This is a genomic window from Streptomyces parvus (assembly GCF_032121415.1).
GTDB lineage: Bacteria > Actinomycetota > Actinomycetes > Streptomycetales > Streptomycetaceae > Streptomyces > Streptomyces globisporus_A.
Window position 1 is genome coordinate 2,283,474 of the sequence record NZ_CP135079.1, and the last position, 13,746, is coordinate 2,297,219.

Genomic DNA, 13,746 nt, shown 5'->3' on the forward strand with positions numbered 1-13,746 from the left:
GCCGGGCCCGGGCTTCAACGGGTCGCCGTCTTCACCCTGTTCGTGCTCGACTCGGCACCCTCTGTCCGCCGGTGGCTCGTGAACGGACCCGTCAGCCCAGCCGGTTGCCGAAGCGGACCGCCGACGGCGTCATGCCCAGGCTCGCCTCGCCGAAGGAGACACTGCCCGTGGTGACCGGGCCCGTGCGGCTGCCCTTGAGGAGCCAGACACCGCCCTGACCGGTGTTCTCGCCGGGGGCCGCCACCGCCGACGTGGCCGGTACGCCCTTGGCGCCGGCCACCACGTGGACCTCGCCGCCGAAGGCGTCGCCCTGCTCGTCGACGCCGGGGACGTCCGCGGTGGACTGGCCGATCACCTTCGTGTTGGCGCCCGTGATGCCCGAGGCGCGGCCCTTGAAGACCAGGACCCCGCCGGCGTCCTTCGCCGTGCCGACGTCCTCACCCGGCAGGCCCACGACGACCTCGCCGTAGCCGTCGCCGTCCAGGTCCCCCACCGCGGCGCTCGCGCCCATGGCGTCGCCCTTCTCGTCGGCGCCCGGCACCCCGGCGGTGGCCTGGGTGATCCACTTCGGCTTCACGGAGGTGTTCTGCCCCTGGGGGCCGCCGAGGGCGACGGCCACCGCACCGCCCTTGCTCGGGAAGTCCACGTCGCTGTCCAGGCCGGTCGGCTGCCGGGTGAGGACCAGGTCCGGATACGCGTCGCCGTTGACCGAACCGACCGTCACCGAGGCGTGGTCGAGGTACGTTCCCGGCGCGGTGGCGATGGGGGTGTGGGCGAAGCCCGTGCCGGTCGACAGATACAGCGACGTCCCGCCGCAGTCCGGCTCCTCGGTGCAGCCGGTGCGTACCAGCAGGTCGTCCTTGCCGTCGTTGTCGATGTCCGCGGCCTGCAGGCCCTCGTAGGCCGTGACGCCGTCGGACGTGAGCGCCGTGCGGGTGCTCCCGACCGAGCCGTCCGCGCCGATGTTCTCGCTCAGCACGACCTTCCCGCCCCAGTCGGAATGGTCGATCCCGGCCACGTCCGCCCGGCCGTCGCCGTCGAAGTCGCCCACCGCGTCGCCCTGGCCCTGGAGCTCGACGGCCCGGGCGCCGAGACCGCTCCTGCCGCCGAACAGGATGATCGGCCGGCCGTTGCCGGCCGAGACCAGCAGGTCGGTGGAGCCGTCGCCGTCGATGTCGGCGGGCGTCGAACCGCCGAAGCGCGCGTTCGCGGCGGCCGAGCCCGGGACTCCGGCCGTGTTCTGGTGGATCACCTGGTGCCGGGCCGGGTTGATGCCCTTCGCGTCGCCCGGATACACCGCCACGTAACCGGCCTTCTTGATACCGGACACGGTCCCGTCGGGCACCGAGGCGACCATGTCCTCGTACCCGTCTCCGTTGAAGTCGACCTGCTGACGTGCGACGGGGGCCGGTGCGGCCGCCACCGCCGTACCCGAGACGGCCGGGGCGGCGGTCGCCGTGGCGGCGAGCGTCACGAGGATCGCCGAAGCGGTACGGAGTCGAGAAGTCTTCACTGGTCATCCCCCGGGATGCGCGCGTGCGCTCGTAGGCGGGCCTGCTGCCGCCACCTGCCCAGAAAGACCATCCGGGGGGCAACAGGTTGCGCACTCCGGTTCCGGACGTCTGCCCACGCGCCGCCCGTCGGCCGCCCACGAACCGGCCAACGGCCGCCTACGCGTGTCTGCGCATTGCCTGAGCGGCTGGTTTCGACGCCATCTTCTTGCGTTATAGGCAAGCTCGTATGCGTCAGACGCAGCAGACCGTACGCTCGACCGCATGGCCCACAGACACCAGCACCAGCATCAGCACGGGGCGCCCTCCGCGCATGCCCACTCCCACACCCACGGCTCCGGGGCGACACCGAACGGCCTTCCCGAAATCCTCGACCTCGACGCCGCCCTCTTCGCAGCCCACCTGACCGCGCTCACCGGGCGTATCGCCTGTCTGGCGGGTGATGACGTCCGGCACATCGTCGACCTCGGCTCGGGTACCGGGACCGGCACGTTCGCCCTGTTGGAGCGGTTCCCGACCGCCCGCGTGACCGCCGTCGACAGCTCCCCCGCGATGCTGGAGCGGCTCGTCTCGGCGGCCCGCGAGCGGGGGCTGGACGACCGTGTGCGGGCGCTGGAGGCCGACGCCGGTGCGGGACTGCCGGAAGTGGTCGACGCCGACCTCGTCTGGGCGTCGGCGTCCCTGCACCACCTGGACGACCCCGCGACCGCCCTGGCCGGCATCCGGGCCGCGCTGCGTCCCGGAGGGCTGCTGGCCGTCGCGGAGGTGGACGGGATGCCGTCCTTCCTGCCCGCGGACGGGGAGCCGGGCGAGCTGGAGGCCCGCTGTCGCGCCGCGCTCGACGGCCTGCACGCCGAGCGGATGCCGCACCGGGGTGCCGACTGGGGCTCCCTGCTGACGGCCGCCGGCTTCTCCGTCGAGCAGGAGCGCGCCGAGCCGTGGGAGCTGCGCGCCCCGCTGCCCGAGGGGGCGGGGCGGTACGCCTTCCTGGTCTTCGAGCGGATCCGCGGCTCTCTCGACGGGCGCGTCGACGCCGACGACCTGGCCGCGCTCGACCGGCTGGTCGACGGCGGGCCCGAGGACGTACGTCACCGCGACGACCTCGTCGTACGGTCCACGCGCCGGACGTGGATGGCCCGTCCCGTCCAGGAGGACATGAAGGAATGAGGAAGCAGGCAGCATCGCCGGACCCCCGGGGCACGGTGTGCTGCCCTGCCGTACCTTCCGCCGGGCGTACGCGGTCGAGCAGCCTGGAAAGGCTAGCCATCCACGCGACGAAGGAACCTCTCTGTGCGTGCGCACGCCTCGGGAAAAGAGCCTGCCGACAGCCCCGCACGGGCCCGGGCCGCGGCTCCGGCCCGCCTCCCGGGCGGCACCGGCGCCCTCGACGCCGGGAGTGCCCTGGCGCTGCAACGGTCCCTGGGCAATGCGGCGGTGACGCGCCTGCTGGAAGAGAAGCGGGAGCGGGAAGAGGAGTCGGCCCGGACCGGCGGGGCGGAAGCCGCGCCCGATGTGCAGCGTTCCGCCGTCCAGAACGTCCTCCGGGCCCCGGGCCGCCCCCTGGACACCGCGCTCAAGGACGACATGGAGAGCCGGTTCGACGCCGACTTCTCGGACGTCCGCCTGCACACCGGCGCGGCCGCCCGGGACTCCGCCGCCGGGATCGGTGCTCGCGCCTACACCTCCGGAAGCCACATCGTGATCGGCGACCGGGGCGACGACAAGCACACGCTCGCCCACGAACTGACCCACGTCCTCCAGCAACGCACGGGTCCCGTCTCCGGCAGCGACGACGGAACCGGTCTGCGGATCAGCGACCCCTCCGACCGATACGAACGCGAGGCCGAGGCGAACGCGTCGCGGGTGCTGTCCTCCCGGCTACCGGCCCACAGCCCGGCGGAGGGCGCGGGCCATGCCCCGTCCTCCCGCGGTTCCGGGGCAGCCGTTCAGCGGCGCTCCCGGGAGAAGCCTGCCGAGGAGTAGGGCGATCCGACGCACGTGGACCCCGACTGCCCCGGGCTGCGGCTGACGGTGGACCAGTCCCTGGCCGACGAGTACTACGAGACGGTTTCGGACGGGAACCACCGGCCGGCCGCGGCCGCCCGCGAGGGCCGCGCCTACGCGCCGTGCGTGGTCGTCTGATCGGGGCCCGGGCCCTCGACCCGGCCGGGTGGGACGTCGGCGTGACGCCCTTTCTAGGTGCTGCTGACGGCGACGGCGGTCCCGGCGGAAACCGCCGCCACCGTCCGCAGCACCGCCGCGTTCACCGCTTCCGCGCCCCAACTGCTCCGCTCCAGCTCCTTGGCCCGCTGGTAGACCTTGCCGGACCACGGGATGGAGCGGTGCAGCGTCGGGAGCGTGCCGCTCGCGGACAGCAGTCCGGCCAGCGCCGCCGTACGGTCGTCGGGCTCGGCGCCGTCGACCAGGACGGCACGAACCCTCTCCACCAGGGCCTTCTTGTACCCGGTGTCCGCGACCGTCGTCGACGTCGTACGGAACAGGCCCAGGGTCTTCTTCGTCTCCTGGCGCAGCACGCCCCGCTCCACGAGCCGGTCGAGCACCGTCTCCCGCTTCCCCGCCCCCGTGCCGATCTCGATCAGCAGGGTCTGTACGCCGCGCACCCGCTCACCGACCTTCGCGTGGACGGCCCGGAGCAGCGGGTCCGACGGCGTACGACCGGCGACGGCATGCACCTTCACGCCGTTCAGGCCCGTGCCGTTCCCGTCGGCCCTGAGGTGCCCGCCGAGGCCCAGCTCCACGAGGAGTGCGCCGCCCAGCGTGTAGTACAGCGTGCCCGCCCCCGCGATGGCCCCCGACGTGTCGTCCATCATCAGCAGGGTCAGGTCTTCGACGATGAGCAGGTCGTTCCCGGTCTTCTTCTGCATGGCCTCTGTCCAACCGTCGGCGTCCGGTGCGCGGGTCTCCGTCCAGCCTGCCCCGCGAGGGGCGGGCGGAGGGGTGCGCCCTGTCACCGCTGTTCATGACAGACGTCATGTCCGGGCGTCCGGCAGGGCCGCCCGGCCCCGCGGCGGCGCCGATAGCATCCGGGGAGACCCGAACGGACGAGGACGGAGAAGGAGCGACACGTGCGATTCGTCCTGGAAGCACTGTTCGAGGACGTGCCCGCCGAGCAGATCGCCGCGGCCCGTGACTTCTACCGGTCGCGGGCGGCGGGCCGGGGGCCCGCCGGCTTCGAGGAGCTCAAGGAGGCGCGAGCGAAGAAGGCCGCCCCCCGTGCCGCCGTTCCGCCGCCGGTCGAAGAGACGGTCGAGGCCGCCGGCGTACGCGTCCCGGTCCGGATCTTCCTGCCGTCCGGCGGTCCGCCCCAGGGTGTCCACCTGGGCATCCACGGCGGCGGCTTCTTCATGGGTGCCGCCGCTCAGGGCGACGAACGCCACCGTGCGCTCGCGGACACCCTGCGGATCGCCGTCGTCGGCGTCGACTACCGGCTCGCGCCCGAAGACCCCTGGCCGGCCGCGCCCGACGACTGCGAAGCGGTGGCACTCTGGCTCGTCGAGCAGGCCGAGGCCCGCTTCGGGACCGCGCGGCTCACGATCGGCGGCAGTTCCGCCGGAGCCACCCTCGCCCTCGCGGCCCTCCTCCGGCTGCGGGACCGGGGCGTCGTCGACCGGTTCGCCGGGGCGGCGCTCCGCTTCGGCGCCTACGACCTGAGCGCGCACACCCCGAGCGGCCGCCTCATCGCGGACGAGTACTTCATCCGGGCGTACGTCGGCCATGTGCGGGACCGCGACCGCACCCTTCCCGATATCTCGCCCCTCTACGCCGACCTGACCGGGCTTCCCCCGGCCCTGCTGGTCGTGGGTGCCGAGGACATCCTGCTGGAGGACAACCTGACGCTGGCGGGCAGGCTGTCGGCGGCCGGCAACGACGTCGAGCTGCGCGTCTACCCCGCGGCGCCCCACGGCTTCACGGGCCACCCCACCGCTCTGGCCGCCACCGCGCTCGACGGGATCAACTCCTGGCTGCGCGAGCGGATCAGCTGAGCGAACGGATCAGCGGTCGCCTCTGACGCGGGCGTGCAGATGCATGTCGTGCCGGCCGTCGTCGTGCACGGCAGCGCTGCGCCTGGTCCCCTCCAGCAGGTAGCCGGCCTTGGTGGCGACCCGGCAGGAGGCGTCGTTACGCGTCGAGTGGTCCAACTCCAGCCGGTGGAAGCCGATGCCGTCCAGCGCCCACGCGCTCACCGCCGCGAGGGCGCGGGAGGCGACCCCCGCGCCGCGTGCGGCGGGGAGCACCCAGTACGCCGCGTTCGCGACGCCGTCGGCGAAGTCCACGCCGCGCAGGGCCATCCGGCCGAGCACCTCGCCGCTGTCGCGGGCGACGGCCCAGTGGCAGCCCTTCTCCCGCTCCCAGTCCTGCCGGTACCCGTCGAACCACTCCCGGACCTCGGCCTCGGTCGACGGCCGGTGGGTGTGCCAGCGGCGGGTTTCCTCGTCCTCGTACGCGGAGAGGAACGCCCGCGCGTCGGCTCGCTCCCACGGACGCAGCAACAGCCCGCAGCCGACCACCGGGAGCACGGGTTGCGGGGCTCCGGCGAGGCGGCCGGTGGTCAGGGTGGGCGGCGTCGACAACGTACGGGTCATGGCCTCATGGTCACCTACCGCGCCCTGGTGGGGCGTTCGCCCCCGCGAGGGCCCAAGGCCGGCACGGATGTGCTGCCCGGGCCGGAGGACGCCGCGATGGCCTCGTGCGTACGCCACCGGGTGCTGGACGCGCTGCCGTACGGGGGGCGGCGGCTGTTCTCCACCGCCGGGATCCGAGGACGAGCCCCGGCAGCCCCTGCTGTCAGTGCCGCCCACCGCGCTCCCAGCGCTGGGCCGTGAATGCCGCAGGCCGTCCACCGGCCAGCCGTTCCGCGAACGGCCGGACGAGTCCCCGTGCCTCGTCCGGTAGCGCCCGTACGGCGGCGACCACTCCCGTCGTGCCGGTCCCCTCGTCGTCCGTCAGAGCAGCCACGAAGACGAACCGGCTGTCCGGCTCCGTGCCCCACAGGCCCTGCTGCTCGGCATCGTCCGAGGCCGGATCGCCTGTGGCGCGGACCGACAGAGGCCACTGAGCCGCGACGAGCGTGTACGTCACGCCCGCCTCAGGTCCACGGTTCAGCAGCACATCCGCCGCGACGACCGTGAGATCCCGGTAGAGCCCGGCCTTCCAGAACGGCTCTTCCCTCCCGAACCGCTCGGCGGCGGCACGGTCGGCGAGATCGACGACGTGGACGCTCCCCGTGTGCTCTTCCCCGTCGTCGGACACGGTGGGTCCGCGGAGCATCAACCGGCTGTCGAACCGGTCCATGTAGGACCAGTGCTCCTCGGACAGCTCCGTCAACTGGTCGGCGACATCCGGCCGATCCTCGGCGTATACGTAGAACGGCATGCCGAGACCGTACCGGGGCCCCTGACGCGGACGCGCAACGCCGCCTCAGGGGCGCAACCGGATCAGCCGCGAAGCCCAGGACCACCACCCCGCCGCCGGGGGCCTCCTTCGTGGACGCGGTCACGCGCGGGGCCTACTCCCCCACGTACTCCGCGAGGTGTTCGCCCGTCAGCGTCGAACGGCCGGCCACCAGGTCGGCGGGGGTGCCCTCGAAGACGATCCTGCCGCCGTCGTGGCCCGCGCCGGGGCCGAGGTCGATGATCCAGTCGGCGTGGGCCATGACCGCCTGGTGGTGCTCGATGACGATCACCGACTTCCCGGAGTCGACCAGGCGGTCCAGCAGGCCGAGGAGCTGCTCCACGTCCGCGAGGTGCAGGCCGGTGGTCGGCTCGTCGAGGACGTAGACGCCGCCCTTGTCACCCATGTGCGTCGCCAGCTTCAAGCGCTGGCGTTCGCCGCCGGACAGGGTGGTGAGCGGTTGGCCGAGGCTCAGGTAGCCGAGGCCGACGTCCACGAGGCGGTCGAGGATCCTGTGCGCGGCCGGGAGGGCCGCCTCGCCGGAGCCGAAGAACTCCTCGGCCTCGGTGACCGACATGGCGAGGACCTCGCTGATGTCGCGGCCGCCGAGGTGGTACTCCAGGACTGAGGCATGGAACCGCTTGCCCTCGCAGTCCTCGCAGGGGCTGGAGACGCTCGCCATGACGCCGAGGTCGGTGAAGATGACGCCCGCGCCGTTGCACGTGGGGCAGGCGCCCTCGGAGTTGGCGCTGAACAGGGCGGGCTTCACGCCGTTGGCCTTGGCGAAGGCCTTGCGGATCGGCTCCAGCAGGCCGGTGTACGTCGCCGGGTTGCTGCGGCGGGACCCCTTGATGGGGCTCTGGTCGACCGAGATGACGTTCTCGCCCGCCGGGATCGAGCCGTGGACGAGCGAACTCTTTCCGGAGCCGGCGACGCCCGTGATGACGGTGAGGACGCCGAGCGGGATGTCGACGTCGACGTCCTGGAGGTTGTGCGCCGTCGCACCGCGGATCTCCAGCGCGCCGGTGGGCTTGCGGACCTCGTCCTTGAGGGCGGCCCGGTCGTCGAGGTGGCGGCCGGTGACGGTGTCGGAGGCGCGGAGCCCCTCCAGGGTGCCCTCGAAGCAGACGGCGCCGCCCGCCGTACCGGCCCCGGGGCCGAGGTCGACCACGTGGTCCGCGATGGCGATCGCCTCCGGCTTGTGCTCGACGACCAGGACCGTGTTGCCCTTGTCGCGCAGGCGCAGCAGGAGGTCGTTCATGCGCTGGATGTCGTGCGGGTGGAGGCCGATGGTCGGCTCGTCGAAGACGTACGTGACGTCGGTGAGCGAGGAGCCGAGGTGGCGGATCATCTTGACGCGCTGGGCCTCGCCGCCGGACAGGGTGCCGGAGGGGCGGTCCAGGGCGAGGTAGCCGAGGCCGATCTCCACGAACGAGTCCAGCGTCTGCTGGAGGGCTTCGAGCAGCGGGGCGACCGAGGGTTCGTTCAGGCCGCGGACCCATTCCGCGAGGTCCCGGATCTCCATCGCGCAGGCGTCGGCGATGGAGATCTTCTTGATCTTCGAGGAGCGCGCGCCCTCGGTCAGCCGCGTTCCCTCGCACTCGGGGCAGGTGGCGAAGGTGACCGCGCGGTCGACGAACTCCCGGATGTGGGGCTGCATCGCCTCGCGGTCCTTGGACAGGAAGGACTTCTGGATCTTGGGGATCAGCCCCTCGAAGGTGAGGGTGGAGCCCTCGACCTTCACCTTGGTCGGCTCCTTGTAGAGGAAGTCCCGCATCTCCCTCGTGGTGAACTTGGCGATCGGCTTGTTCGGGTCGAGGAAGCCGGACTCGGCGTAGATCCGCACGGTCCACCAGCTGTCCGACTTCCAGCCGGGGATGGTGAACGCGCCCTCGGCGATCGACTTGGAGTCGTCGTAGAGCTGGGTGAGGTCGATGTCGGAGACCGATCCGCGGCCCTCGCAGCGCGGGCACATGCCGCCGGTGCGGCTGAAGGTCGCCTTGACCGCCTTCTTGTTGCCGCGCTCGACGGTGATCGCACCGCTGGCGGTCACCGAGGGGACGTTGAAGGCGAACGCGCCGGGCGGGCCGATGTGCGGCTTGCCGAGCCGGCTGAAGAGGATGCGCAGCATGGCGTTGGCGTCGGTGGCGGTGCCGACGGTGGAGCGGGGGTCGCTGCCCATGCGCTGCTGGTCGACGATGATCGCGGTCGTCAGGCCGTCGAGCACATCGACGTCGGGCCGGGCCTGCGAGGGCATGAAGCCCTGGACGAACGCGGGGTACGTCTCGTTGATCAGCCGCTGGGACTCGGCGGCGATGGTGGCGAAGACGAGCGAGCTCTTGCCCGAGCCGGAGACTCCGGTGAACACCGTCAGCCGGCGCTTGGGCAGCTCGATGCTGACGTCCTTCAGGTTGTTCTCCCGCGCACCGTGCACGCGGATCAGATCGTGGCTGTCGGCGGCGTGCGGCGCGGGCGGCTGCGGGGTCTTCGTTCTCGGAGCCATGCTCGTCGTCTCTCCGTTACTGGGTTACTGGTGCGCGGAGCCTACTGTCCGTGCGTGGGGCCGGGGCCCGCGTTCCGGGCTCCGGCCCCTGGGGCGGTAGGGAGGGTGCTATCCCTTGGCCTGGGTGATGCGCAGCATGTTGCCGGAGGGGTCCCGGAAGGCGCAGTCGCGGACGCCGTACGGCTGGTCGATCGGCTCCTGGAGCACTTCGCCTCCCGCCGCGCGGACCTTCTCGAACGCCCCGTCGACGTCGTCGGAGGTGAGGATGACCCCGCGCAGCATGCCCTTGGCGAGCAGCTCGGCCATGGTCTGCCGGTCGGCGGCCGGGGCGTTCGGGTCGGCGAGCGGGGGCTCCAGGACGATCTCCACGTCCGGCTGCGCGGGGGACCCGACGGTCACCCAGCGCATGCCTTCGAACCCGACATCGTTGCGCACCTCCATTCCCAGGGCGTCGCGGTAGAAGGCGAGGGCCTTGTCGTGGTCGTCGACGGCGATGAAGCACTGCGAGAGCTTGATGTCCATGGATTTCACGCTACGGGCGGGGCCCCCGATCCGCTTCTCCATTCCTGACCGGTCGGGTCAGCATCTTGGCGACGCACGCGGGGATGGTCTCGCCGGCCTCGTGGGGGCGGGCCCGGTAGGCGCGGGGGCTCTCCCCGACCAGCTCCGTGAAGCGGGAGCTGAACGAGCCCAGCGACGTACAGCCGACGGCGAAGCAGACGTCCGTGACCGACAGGTCGCCCCGGCGCAGCAGCGCCTTGGCCCGCTCGATGCGGCGGGTCATGAGATAGCTGTACGGGGTCTCGCCGAAGGCGGCGCGGAAGCTGCGGGAGAAGTGGCCGGCCGACATCAGGGCGTCGCGGGCCAGCGAGGGGACGTCGAGCGGTTCGGCGTACTCGCGGTCCATACGGTCACGCGCCCGACGCAGCCGGGCCAGGTCCTCCAGCCTCACGTCCCCGCCTTCCTCCCGCCGCTTTCGCCGTCTCCCTCCGATACTCCCCCACGCCGCTGGCAGTCGGGCCGTCCCTCGGCCTCCGCCGGTCCGTCGCGTGCCGAGCATCACCCTGGACAGCGACCGCAACCGGCGGGTAACTTCGAAGGGAGTCTGAGCAAGCGCTTAGCCATGGACGAACCGACTGCCGACCTAGGAGGCATCCCGTGCGCCGTACGGTATTCAACGAGGACCACGAGGCGTTCCGGGAGACCATCCGCGCCTTCATCGCGGCCGAGGTCGTGCCGGTCTACGACGAGTGGTTCGCCGCGGGCCAGGCTCCGCGCGACTTCTACCTCAAGCTGGGCGAGCTGGGCGTCTTCGGCATCGAGGTCGACGAGGAGTACGGCGGCGCGGGCATCGACTCGCACAAGTACGAGGCCGTCATCTACGAGGAGACCGCCCGCGCCGGCGTCTCCTTCGGCGGCTCCGGCGTGCACACGCTGCTCGGCCTGCCCTACATCAAGATGCTCGCCACCGACGAGCAGAAGAAGCGCTGGCTGCCGAAGTTCGCGAGCGGTGAGGAGATGTGGGCCCTCGCGATGACCGAGCCGGGCACCGGCTCCGACGTCGCGGGCATGAAGACCACCGCCAAGCTCTCCGAGGACGGCACCCATTACGTCCTCAACGGTGCGAAGACCTTCATCACCGGCGGCGTCCACGCCGACCGCGTCATCGTCTGCGCCCGTACCGCCGCCCCGCGCGAGGACGACCGCCGCTTCGGCATCTCCCTCTTCGCCGTCGACACGAAGTCCGAGGGCTACTCGGTCGGCCGCAAGCTCGACAAGCTGGGCCTGAAGGTCTCCGACACCGCCGAGCTGGCGTTCGTCGACGTCAAGGTCCCGGCCGAGGACCTCATGGGCGAGGAGAACAAGGGCTTCGGCTACCTCGGCACCAACCTGGCCTCCGAGCGCTGGGGCATCGCCTTCGGCGCGTACGCCCAGGCCGCGGCGGCCGTCCGGTTCGCCAAGGAGTACGTCCAGGACCGCACGGTCTTCGGCAAGACCGTCGCCTCGTTCCAGAACACCAAGTTCGAGCTGGCCGCCTGCCAGGCCGAGGTGGACGCGGCCCAGGCCGTCGCCGACCGCGCGCTGGAGGCCCTGGACGCCGGTGAGCTGACGGCGGCGGAGGCCGCCTCCGCGAAGCTGTTCTGCACCGAGGTCGCGCACCGCGTCATCGACCGCTGCCTCCAGCTGCACGGCGGCTACGGCTTCATGAACGAGTACCCGATCGCCCGCCTGTACGCGGACAACCGCGTCAACCGCATCTACGGCGGCACCAGCGAGGTCATGAAGTCGATCATCGCCAAGTCCATGGGTCTGTAAGGGATTACCTTTCCCTCCATGAACGAGAGTCCCGACCCCCTGCTCGATCTGCTCCACCTGCTCGACCTGGAGCAGATCGAGCGGGACATCTTCCGGGGCGAGAGCCGCAGCGCGCTCGTACCCCGGGTGTTCGGCGGCCAGGTCGCGGCCCAGGCGCTCGTCGCCGCGGGCCGCACCGTCCCCGCCGACCGGGGAGCCCACTCCCTGCACTCCTACTTCCTGCGGACCGGCGACCCCGGCGCGCCCATCGTCTACACCGTCGACCGCATCCGCGACGGGAAGTCCTTCACCACCCGCCGCGTCGTCGCCGTCCAGCACGGGCAGCCGGTCTTCCACCTCTCCGCGTCCTTCCAGACGCACGAGGAGGGCATGGAGCACCAGGCCCCGATGCCCGCCGCCCCGGACCCGGAGACCCTGCCGACGGCCGCCGAGATGCTGCCCCGGTACGCGGACCGCTTCAGCGATCCGGGGGTCGTGGACCGGCTGATCGAGGCGCGGCAGGCGGTGGACCTGCGGTACGTGGACGCGCCACCGTTCGGCACGGTGGGCGAGCCGCGCGAACCCCGCTCCCAGGTGTGGTTCCGGACCAACGGCAAGCTCGCCGACGACCCGCTGCTGCACGTCTGCATGGCGACGTACGTCTCCGACATGACCCTGCTCGACTCGGTGCTCCTCGCCCACGGGCGGGGCGGCTGGGCGGTCGGGGACGTGGTCGGGGCCAGCCTGGACCACGCGATGTGGTTCCACCGGCCGTTCCGGGCGGACGAGTGGCTGCTGTACGACCAGGAGTCGCCGTCGGCCTCCGGTGGCCGGGGACTGGGCCAGGCCCGTATCTACACCGCCGACGGCCGCCTCGCGATCACGGTCATCCAGGAAGGCGTCGTCCGTATCCCGCGAGGATGAGCGGCCTCCGAAGCCGCGATTCCGACATACTCCCCACCATGAGCGACGCGAAAGCCGACAAGACAGCTGACGGTGGGGAGTCCGCCTTCACCGTGATCGTGGCGGCCCTCGCCAACCTCGGTATCGCGGTGGCCAAGGCAGTAGCCGGTCTGATCAGCGGCTCCAGCGCGATGCTCTCCGAGGCTGCCCACTCGGTCGCCGACACCGTCACCGAGGTCATGCTCCTCACCGCCCTCAAGCGGAGCGGGAAGCCGGCGGACGAGGACCACCCCCTCGGCTACGGCCCCGAGCGCTACATCTGGGCGATGCTCGCCTCCATCGCCACCTTCGTCGGCGGGGCCGTCTTCTCGGTCTACGACGGGGTGCACACCCTGGTCGCGGGCGAGGAGCTGGGCGACCCGCTCATCTCCTACATCGTCCTGGCCGTCGCCTTCCTGCTGGAGGGCTACTCGCTGCGCACCGGGGTCAAGCAGGTGCGGCGCGAGGCGTCCCGGCTGCGGGTGCCGGACACGTACTACCTGCGCCACACCCCCGACACGGCCGTGAAAGCCGTCGTGATGGAGGATTCGGCGGCCCTGATCGGCCTGCTGCTGGCGGCGGGCGGGCTGCTGGGCGGGCAGCTCTCCGGCTCGGGCGTCTGGGACGGGATCGCGTCCTGCCTGATCGGTCTGCTGCTCGTCTACGTCGCCTGGGTGCTCGGCCGGTCCAACGCCCAGCTGCTCATCGGGCGGCCCCTGCCCGCGGCGGTGCGTTCCGCGGTGCGCGAGGAGCTGCTGTCGGTGCCCCACATCGTGGAGGTCCTGGAGCTGACCACGTTGATCCAGGGCCCGGACGAGATCCTGATCGCCGCGAAGATCGACTTCCGGGACATGGCCACCGCGGCGGAGGTCGAGTGGGCCTGCGAGGAGGCGGAGGCCCAGTTGCGCGGGCGGTTCCCGTCGGTCCGGCGGGTGTATCTGGACCCGACGCCGGGGCGGGCGCAGCGGCTGCGGCACCCGGAGCGCTGACGCCCGGGACGCCGGACGTCGTGGGTGATGCACCTCAACTGCGCGCGCGTACAACCCTTTCGCTCCGTCGACGATCAAGACTGTGCGGTCGCTG

General features: G+C 71.9%; 14 protein-coding genes. 7 read left to right on the forward strand and 7 right to left on the reverse strand.

The window, feature by feature from the left end:
• Positions 1 to 91: 91 nt before the first annotated feature.
• Positions 92 to 1,513 carry an FG-GAP and VCBS repeat-containing protein gene (locus RNL97_RS11135; RefSeq protein WP_313750642.1) on the reverse strand — a complete coding sequence of 474 codons (1,422 nt, stop codon included), beginning with the start codon at positions 1,511 to 1,513 and terminating at the stop codon, positions 92 to 94.
• 262 nt (positions 1,514 to 1,775) lie between these two features.
• Between RNL97_RS11135 and RNL97_RS11140 the strand changes: the two genes are divergently transcribed.
• The 3 genes from RNL97_RS11140 (at position 1,776) to RNL97_RS11150 (ending at position 3,653) form a co-directional block, all read left to right on the forward strand.
• The gene (locus RNL97_RS11140) at positions 1,776 to 2,678 is read left to right on the forward strand and encodes a class I SAM-dependent methyltransferase (RefSeq protein ID WP_313750643.1); all 903 of its coding nucleotides are present in this window, start codon (positions 1,776 to 1,778) and stop codon (positions 2,676 to 2,678) included.
• 123 nt (positions 2,679 to 2,801) lie between these two features.
• On the forward strand, positions 2,802 to 3,494 hold the full coding sequence (locus tag RNL97_RS11145; protein ID WP_398866436.1) for an eCIS core domain-containing protein: 693 nt from the start codon (positions 2,802 to 2,804) through the stop codon (positions 3,492 to 3,494).
• Positions 3,495 to 3,509: 15 nt separating this feature from the next.
• Positions 3,510 to 3,653, forward strand: a complete 144-nt coding sequence (locus tag RNL97_RS11150; RefSeq protein ID WP_313750644.1) for a ParB N-terminal domain-containing protein — start codon at positions 3,510 to 3,512, stop codon at positions 3,651 to 3,653.
• Positions 3,654 to 3,706: 53 nt separating this feature from the next.
• On the opposite strand, the gene RNL97_RS11155 is transcribed toward RNL97_RS11150, so the two are convergent.
• Positions 3,707 to 4,396 (reverse strand): GOLPH3/VPS74 family protein, encoded by a 690-nt coding sequence (locus RNL97_RS11155; RefSeq protein WP_030592426.1) that lies wholly within the window; start codon positions 4,394 to 4,396, stop codon positions 3,707 to 3,709.
• Between the two features lie 201 nt (positions 4,397 to 4,597).
• Here RNL97_RS11155 and RNL97_RS11160 point away from each other — a divergent pair, with 201 nt between their 5' ends.
• A complete protein-coding gene (locus RNL97_RS11160) occupies positions 4,598 to 5,515 on the forward strand; it encodes an alpha/beta hydrolase (protein ID WP_030592430.1) in 918 nt (305 codons plus the stop codon).
• Between the two features lie 9 nt (positions 5,516 to 5,524).
• On the opposite strand, the gene RNL97_RS11165 is transcribed toward RNL97_RS11160, so the two are convergent.
• From RNL97_RS11165 to RNL97_RS11185, 5 genes are all read right to left on the reverse strand, one after another.
• Positions 5,525 to 6,115 (reverse strand): GNAT family N-acetyltransferase, encoded by a 591-nt coding sequence (locus RNL97_RS11165; protein ID WP_313750645.1) that lies wholly within the window; start codon positions 6,113 to 6,115, stop codon positions 5,525 to 5,527.
• A 202-nt stretch (positions 6,116 to 6,317) separates the two neighbouring features.
• Positions 6,318 to 6,905 carry a YciI family protein gene (locus RNL97_RS11170; protein ID WP_313750646.1) on the reverse strand — a complete coding sequence of 196 codons (588 nt, stop codon included), beginning with the start codon at positions 6,903 to 6,905 and terminating at the stop codon, positions 6,318 to 6,320.
• A 133-nt stretch (positions 6,906 to 7,038) separates the two neighbouring features.
• Positions 7,039 to 9,426 carry an excinuclease ABC subunit UvrA gene (locus RNL97_RS11175; protein ID WP_030592435.1) on the reverse strand — a complete coding sequence of 796 codons (2,388 nt, stop codon included), beginning with the start codon at positions 9,424 to 9,426 and terminating at the stop codon, positions 7,039 to 7,041.
• 108 nt (positions 9,427 to 9,534) lie between these two features.
• The gene (locus tag RNL97_RS11180; protein WP_030592437.1) at positions 9,535 to 9,948 is read right to left on the reverse strand and encodes a VOC family protein; all 414 of its coding nucleotides are present in this window, start codon (positions 9,946 to 9,948) and stop codon (positions 9,535 to 9,537) included.
• A gap of 10 nt (positions 9,949 to 9,958) precedes the next feature.
• On the reverse strand, positions 9,959 to 10,378 hold the full coding sequence (locus RNL97_RS11185; RefSeq protein ID WP_030592439.1) for a helix-turn-helix transcriptional regulator: 420 nt from the start codon (positions 10,376 to 10,378) through the stop codon (positions 9,959 to 9,961).
• A gap of 206 nt (positions 10,379 to 10,584) precedes the next feature.
• Between RNL97_RS11185 and RNL97_RS11190 the strand changes: the two genes are divergently transcribed.
• From RNL97_RS11190 to RNL97_RS11200, 3 genes are read left to right on the forward strand one after another with little or no spacing between them, the layout of a single operon-like run.
• Entirely contained in the window at positions 10,585 to 11,742 is a 1,158-nt protein-coding gene (locus RNL97_RS11190; RefSeq protein WP_030592441.1) for an acyl-CoA dehydrogenase family protein, read from the forward strand.
• Positions 11,743 to 11,760: 18 nt separating this feature from the next.
• Positions 11,761 to 12,645: an acyl-CoA thioesterase gene (locus RNL97_RS11195; RefSeq protein ID WP_030592443.1), complete on the forward strand. Its 885-nt coding sequence runs from the start codon at positions 11,761 to 11,763 to the stop codon at positions 12,643 to 12,645.
• Between the two features lie 38 nt (positions 12,646 to 12,683).
• The gene (locus tag RNL97_RS11200) at positions 12,684 to 13,652 is read left to right on the forward strand and encodes a cation diffusion facilitator family transporter (RefSeq protein ID WP_030592445.1); all 969 of its coding nucleotides are present in this window, start codon (positions 12,684 to 12,686) and stop codon (positions 13,650 to 13,652) included.
• The last annotated feature ends 94 nt before the right edge of the window (positions 13,653 to 13,746 follow it).

Excerpts from the sequence above, each read along its gene's own strand:
- RNL97_RS11140 (WP_313750643.1), top strand. The coding sequence starts at position 1,776 with ATGGCCCACAGACACCAGCACCAGCATCAGCACGGGGCGCCCTCCGCG.
- RNL97_RS11155 (WP_030592426.1), bottom strand. The coding sequence starts at position 4,396 with ATGCAGAAGAAGACCGGGAACGACCTGCTCATCGTCGAAGACCTGACC.
- RNL97_RS11165 (WP_313750645.1), bottom strand. The coding sequence starts at position 6,115 with ATGACCCGTACGTTGTCGACGCCGCCCACCCTGACCACCGGCCGCCTC.
- RNL97_RS11170 (WP_313750646.1), bottom strand. The coding sequence starts at position 6,905 with ATGCCGTTCTACGTATACGCCGAGGATCGGCCGGATGTCGCCGACCAG.
- RNL97_RS11175 (WP_030592435.1), bottom strand. The coding sequence starts at position 9,426 with ATGGCTCCGAGAACGAAGACCCCGCAGCCGCCCGCGCCGCACGCCGCC.
- RNL97_RS11180 (WP_030592437.1), bottom strand. The coding sequence starts at position 9,948 with ATGGACATCAAGCTCTCGCAGTGCTTCATCGCCGTCGACGACCACGAC.
- RNL97_RS11195 (WP_030592443.1), top strand. The coding sequence starts at position 11,761 with ATGAACGAGAGTCCCGACCCCCTGCTCGATCTGCTCCACCTGCTCGAC.
- RNL97_RS11200 (WP_030592445.1), top strand. The coding sequence starts at position 12,684 with ATGAGCGACGCGAAAGCCGACAAGACAGCTGACGGTGGGGAGTCCGCC.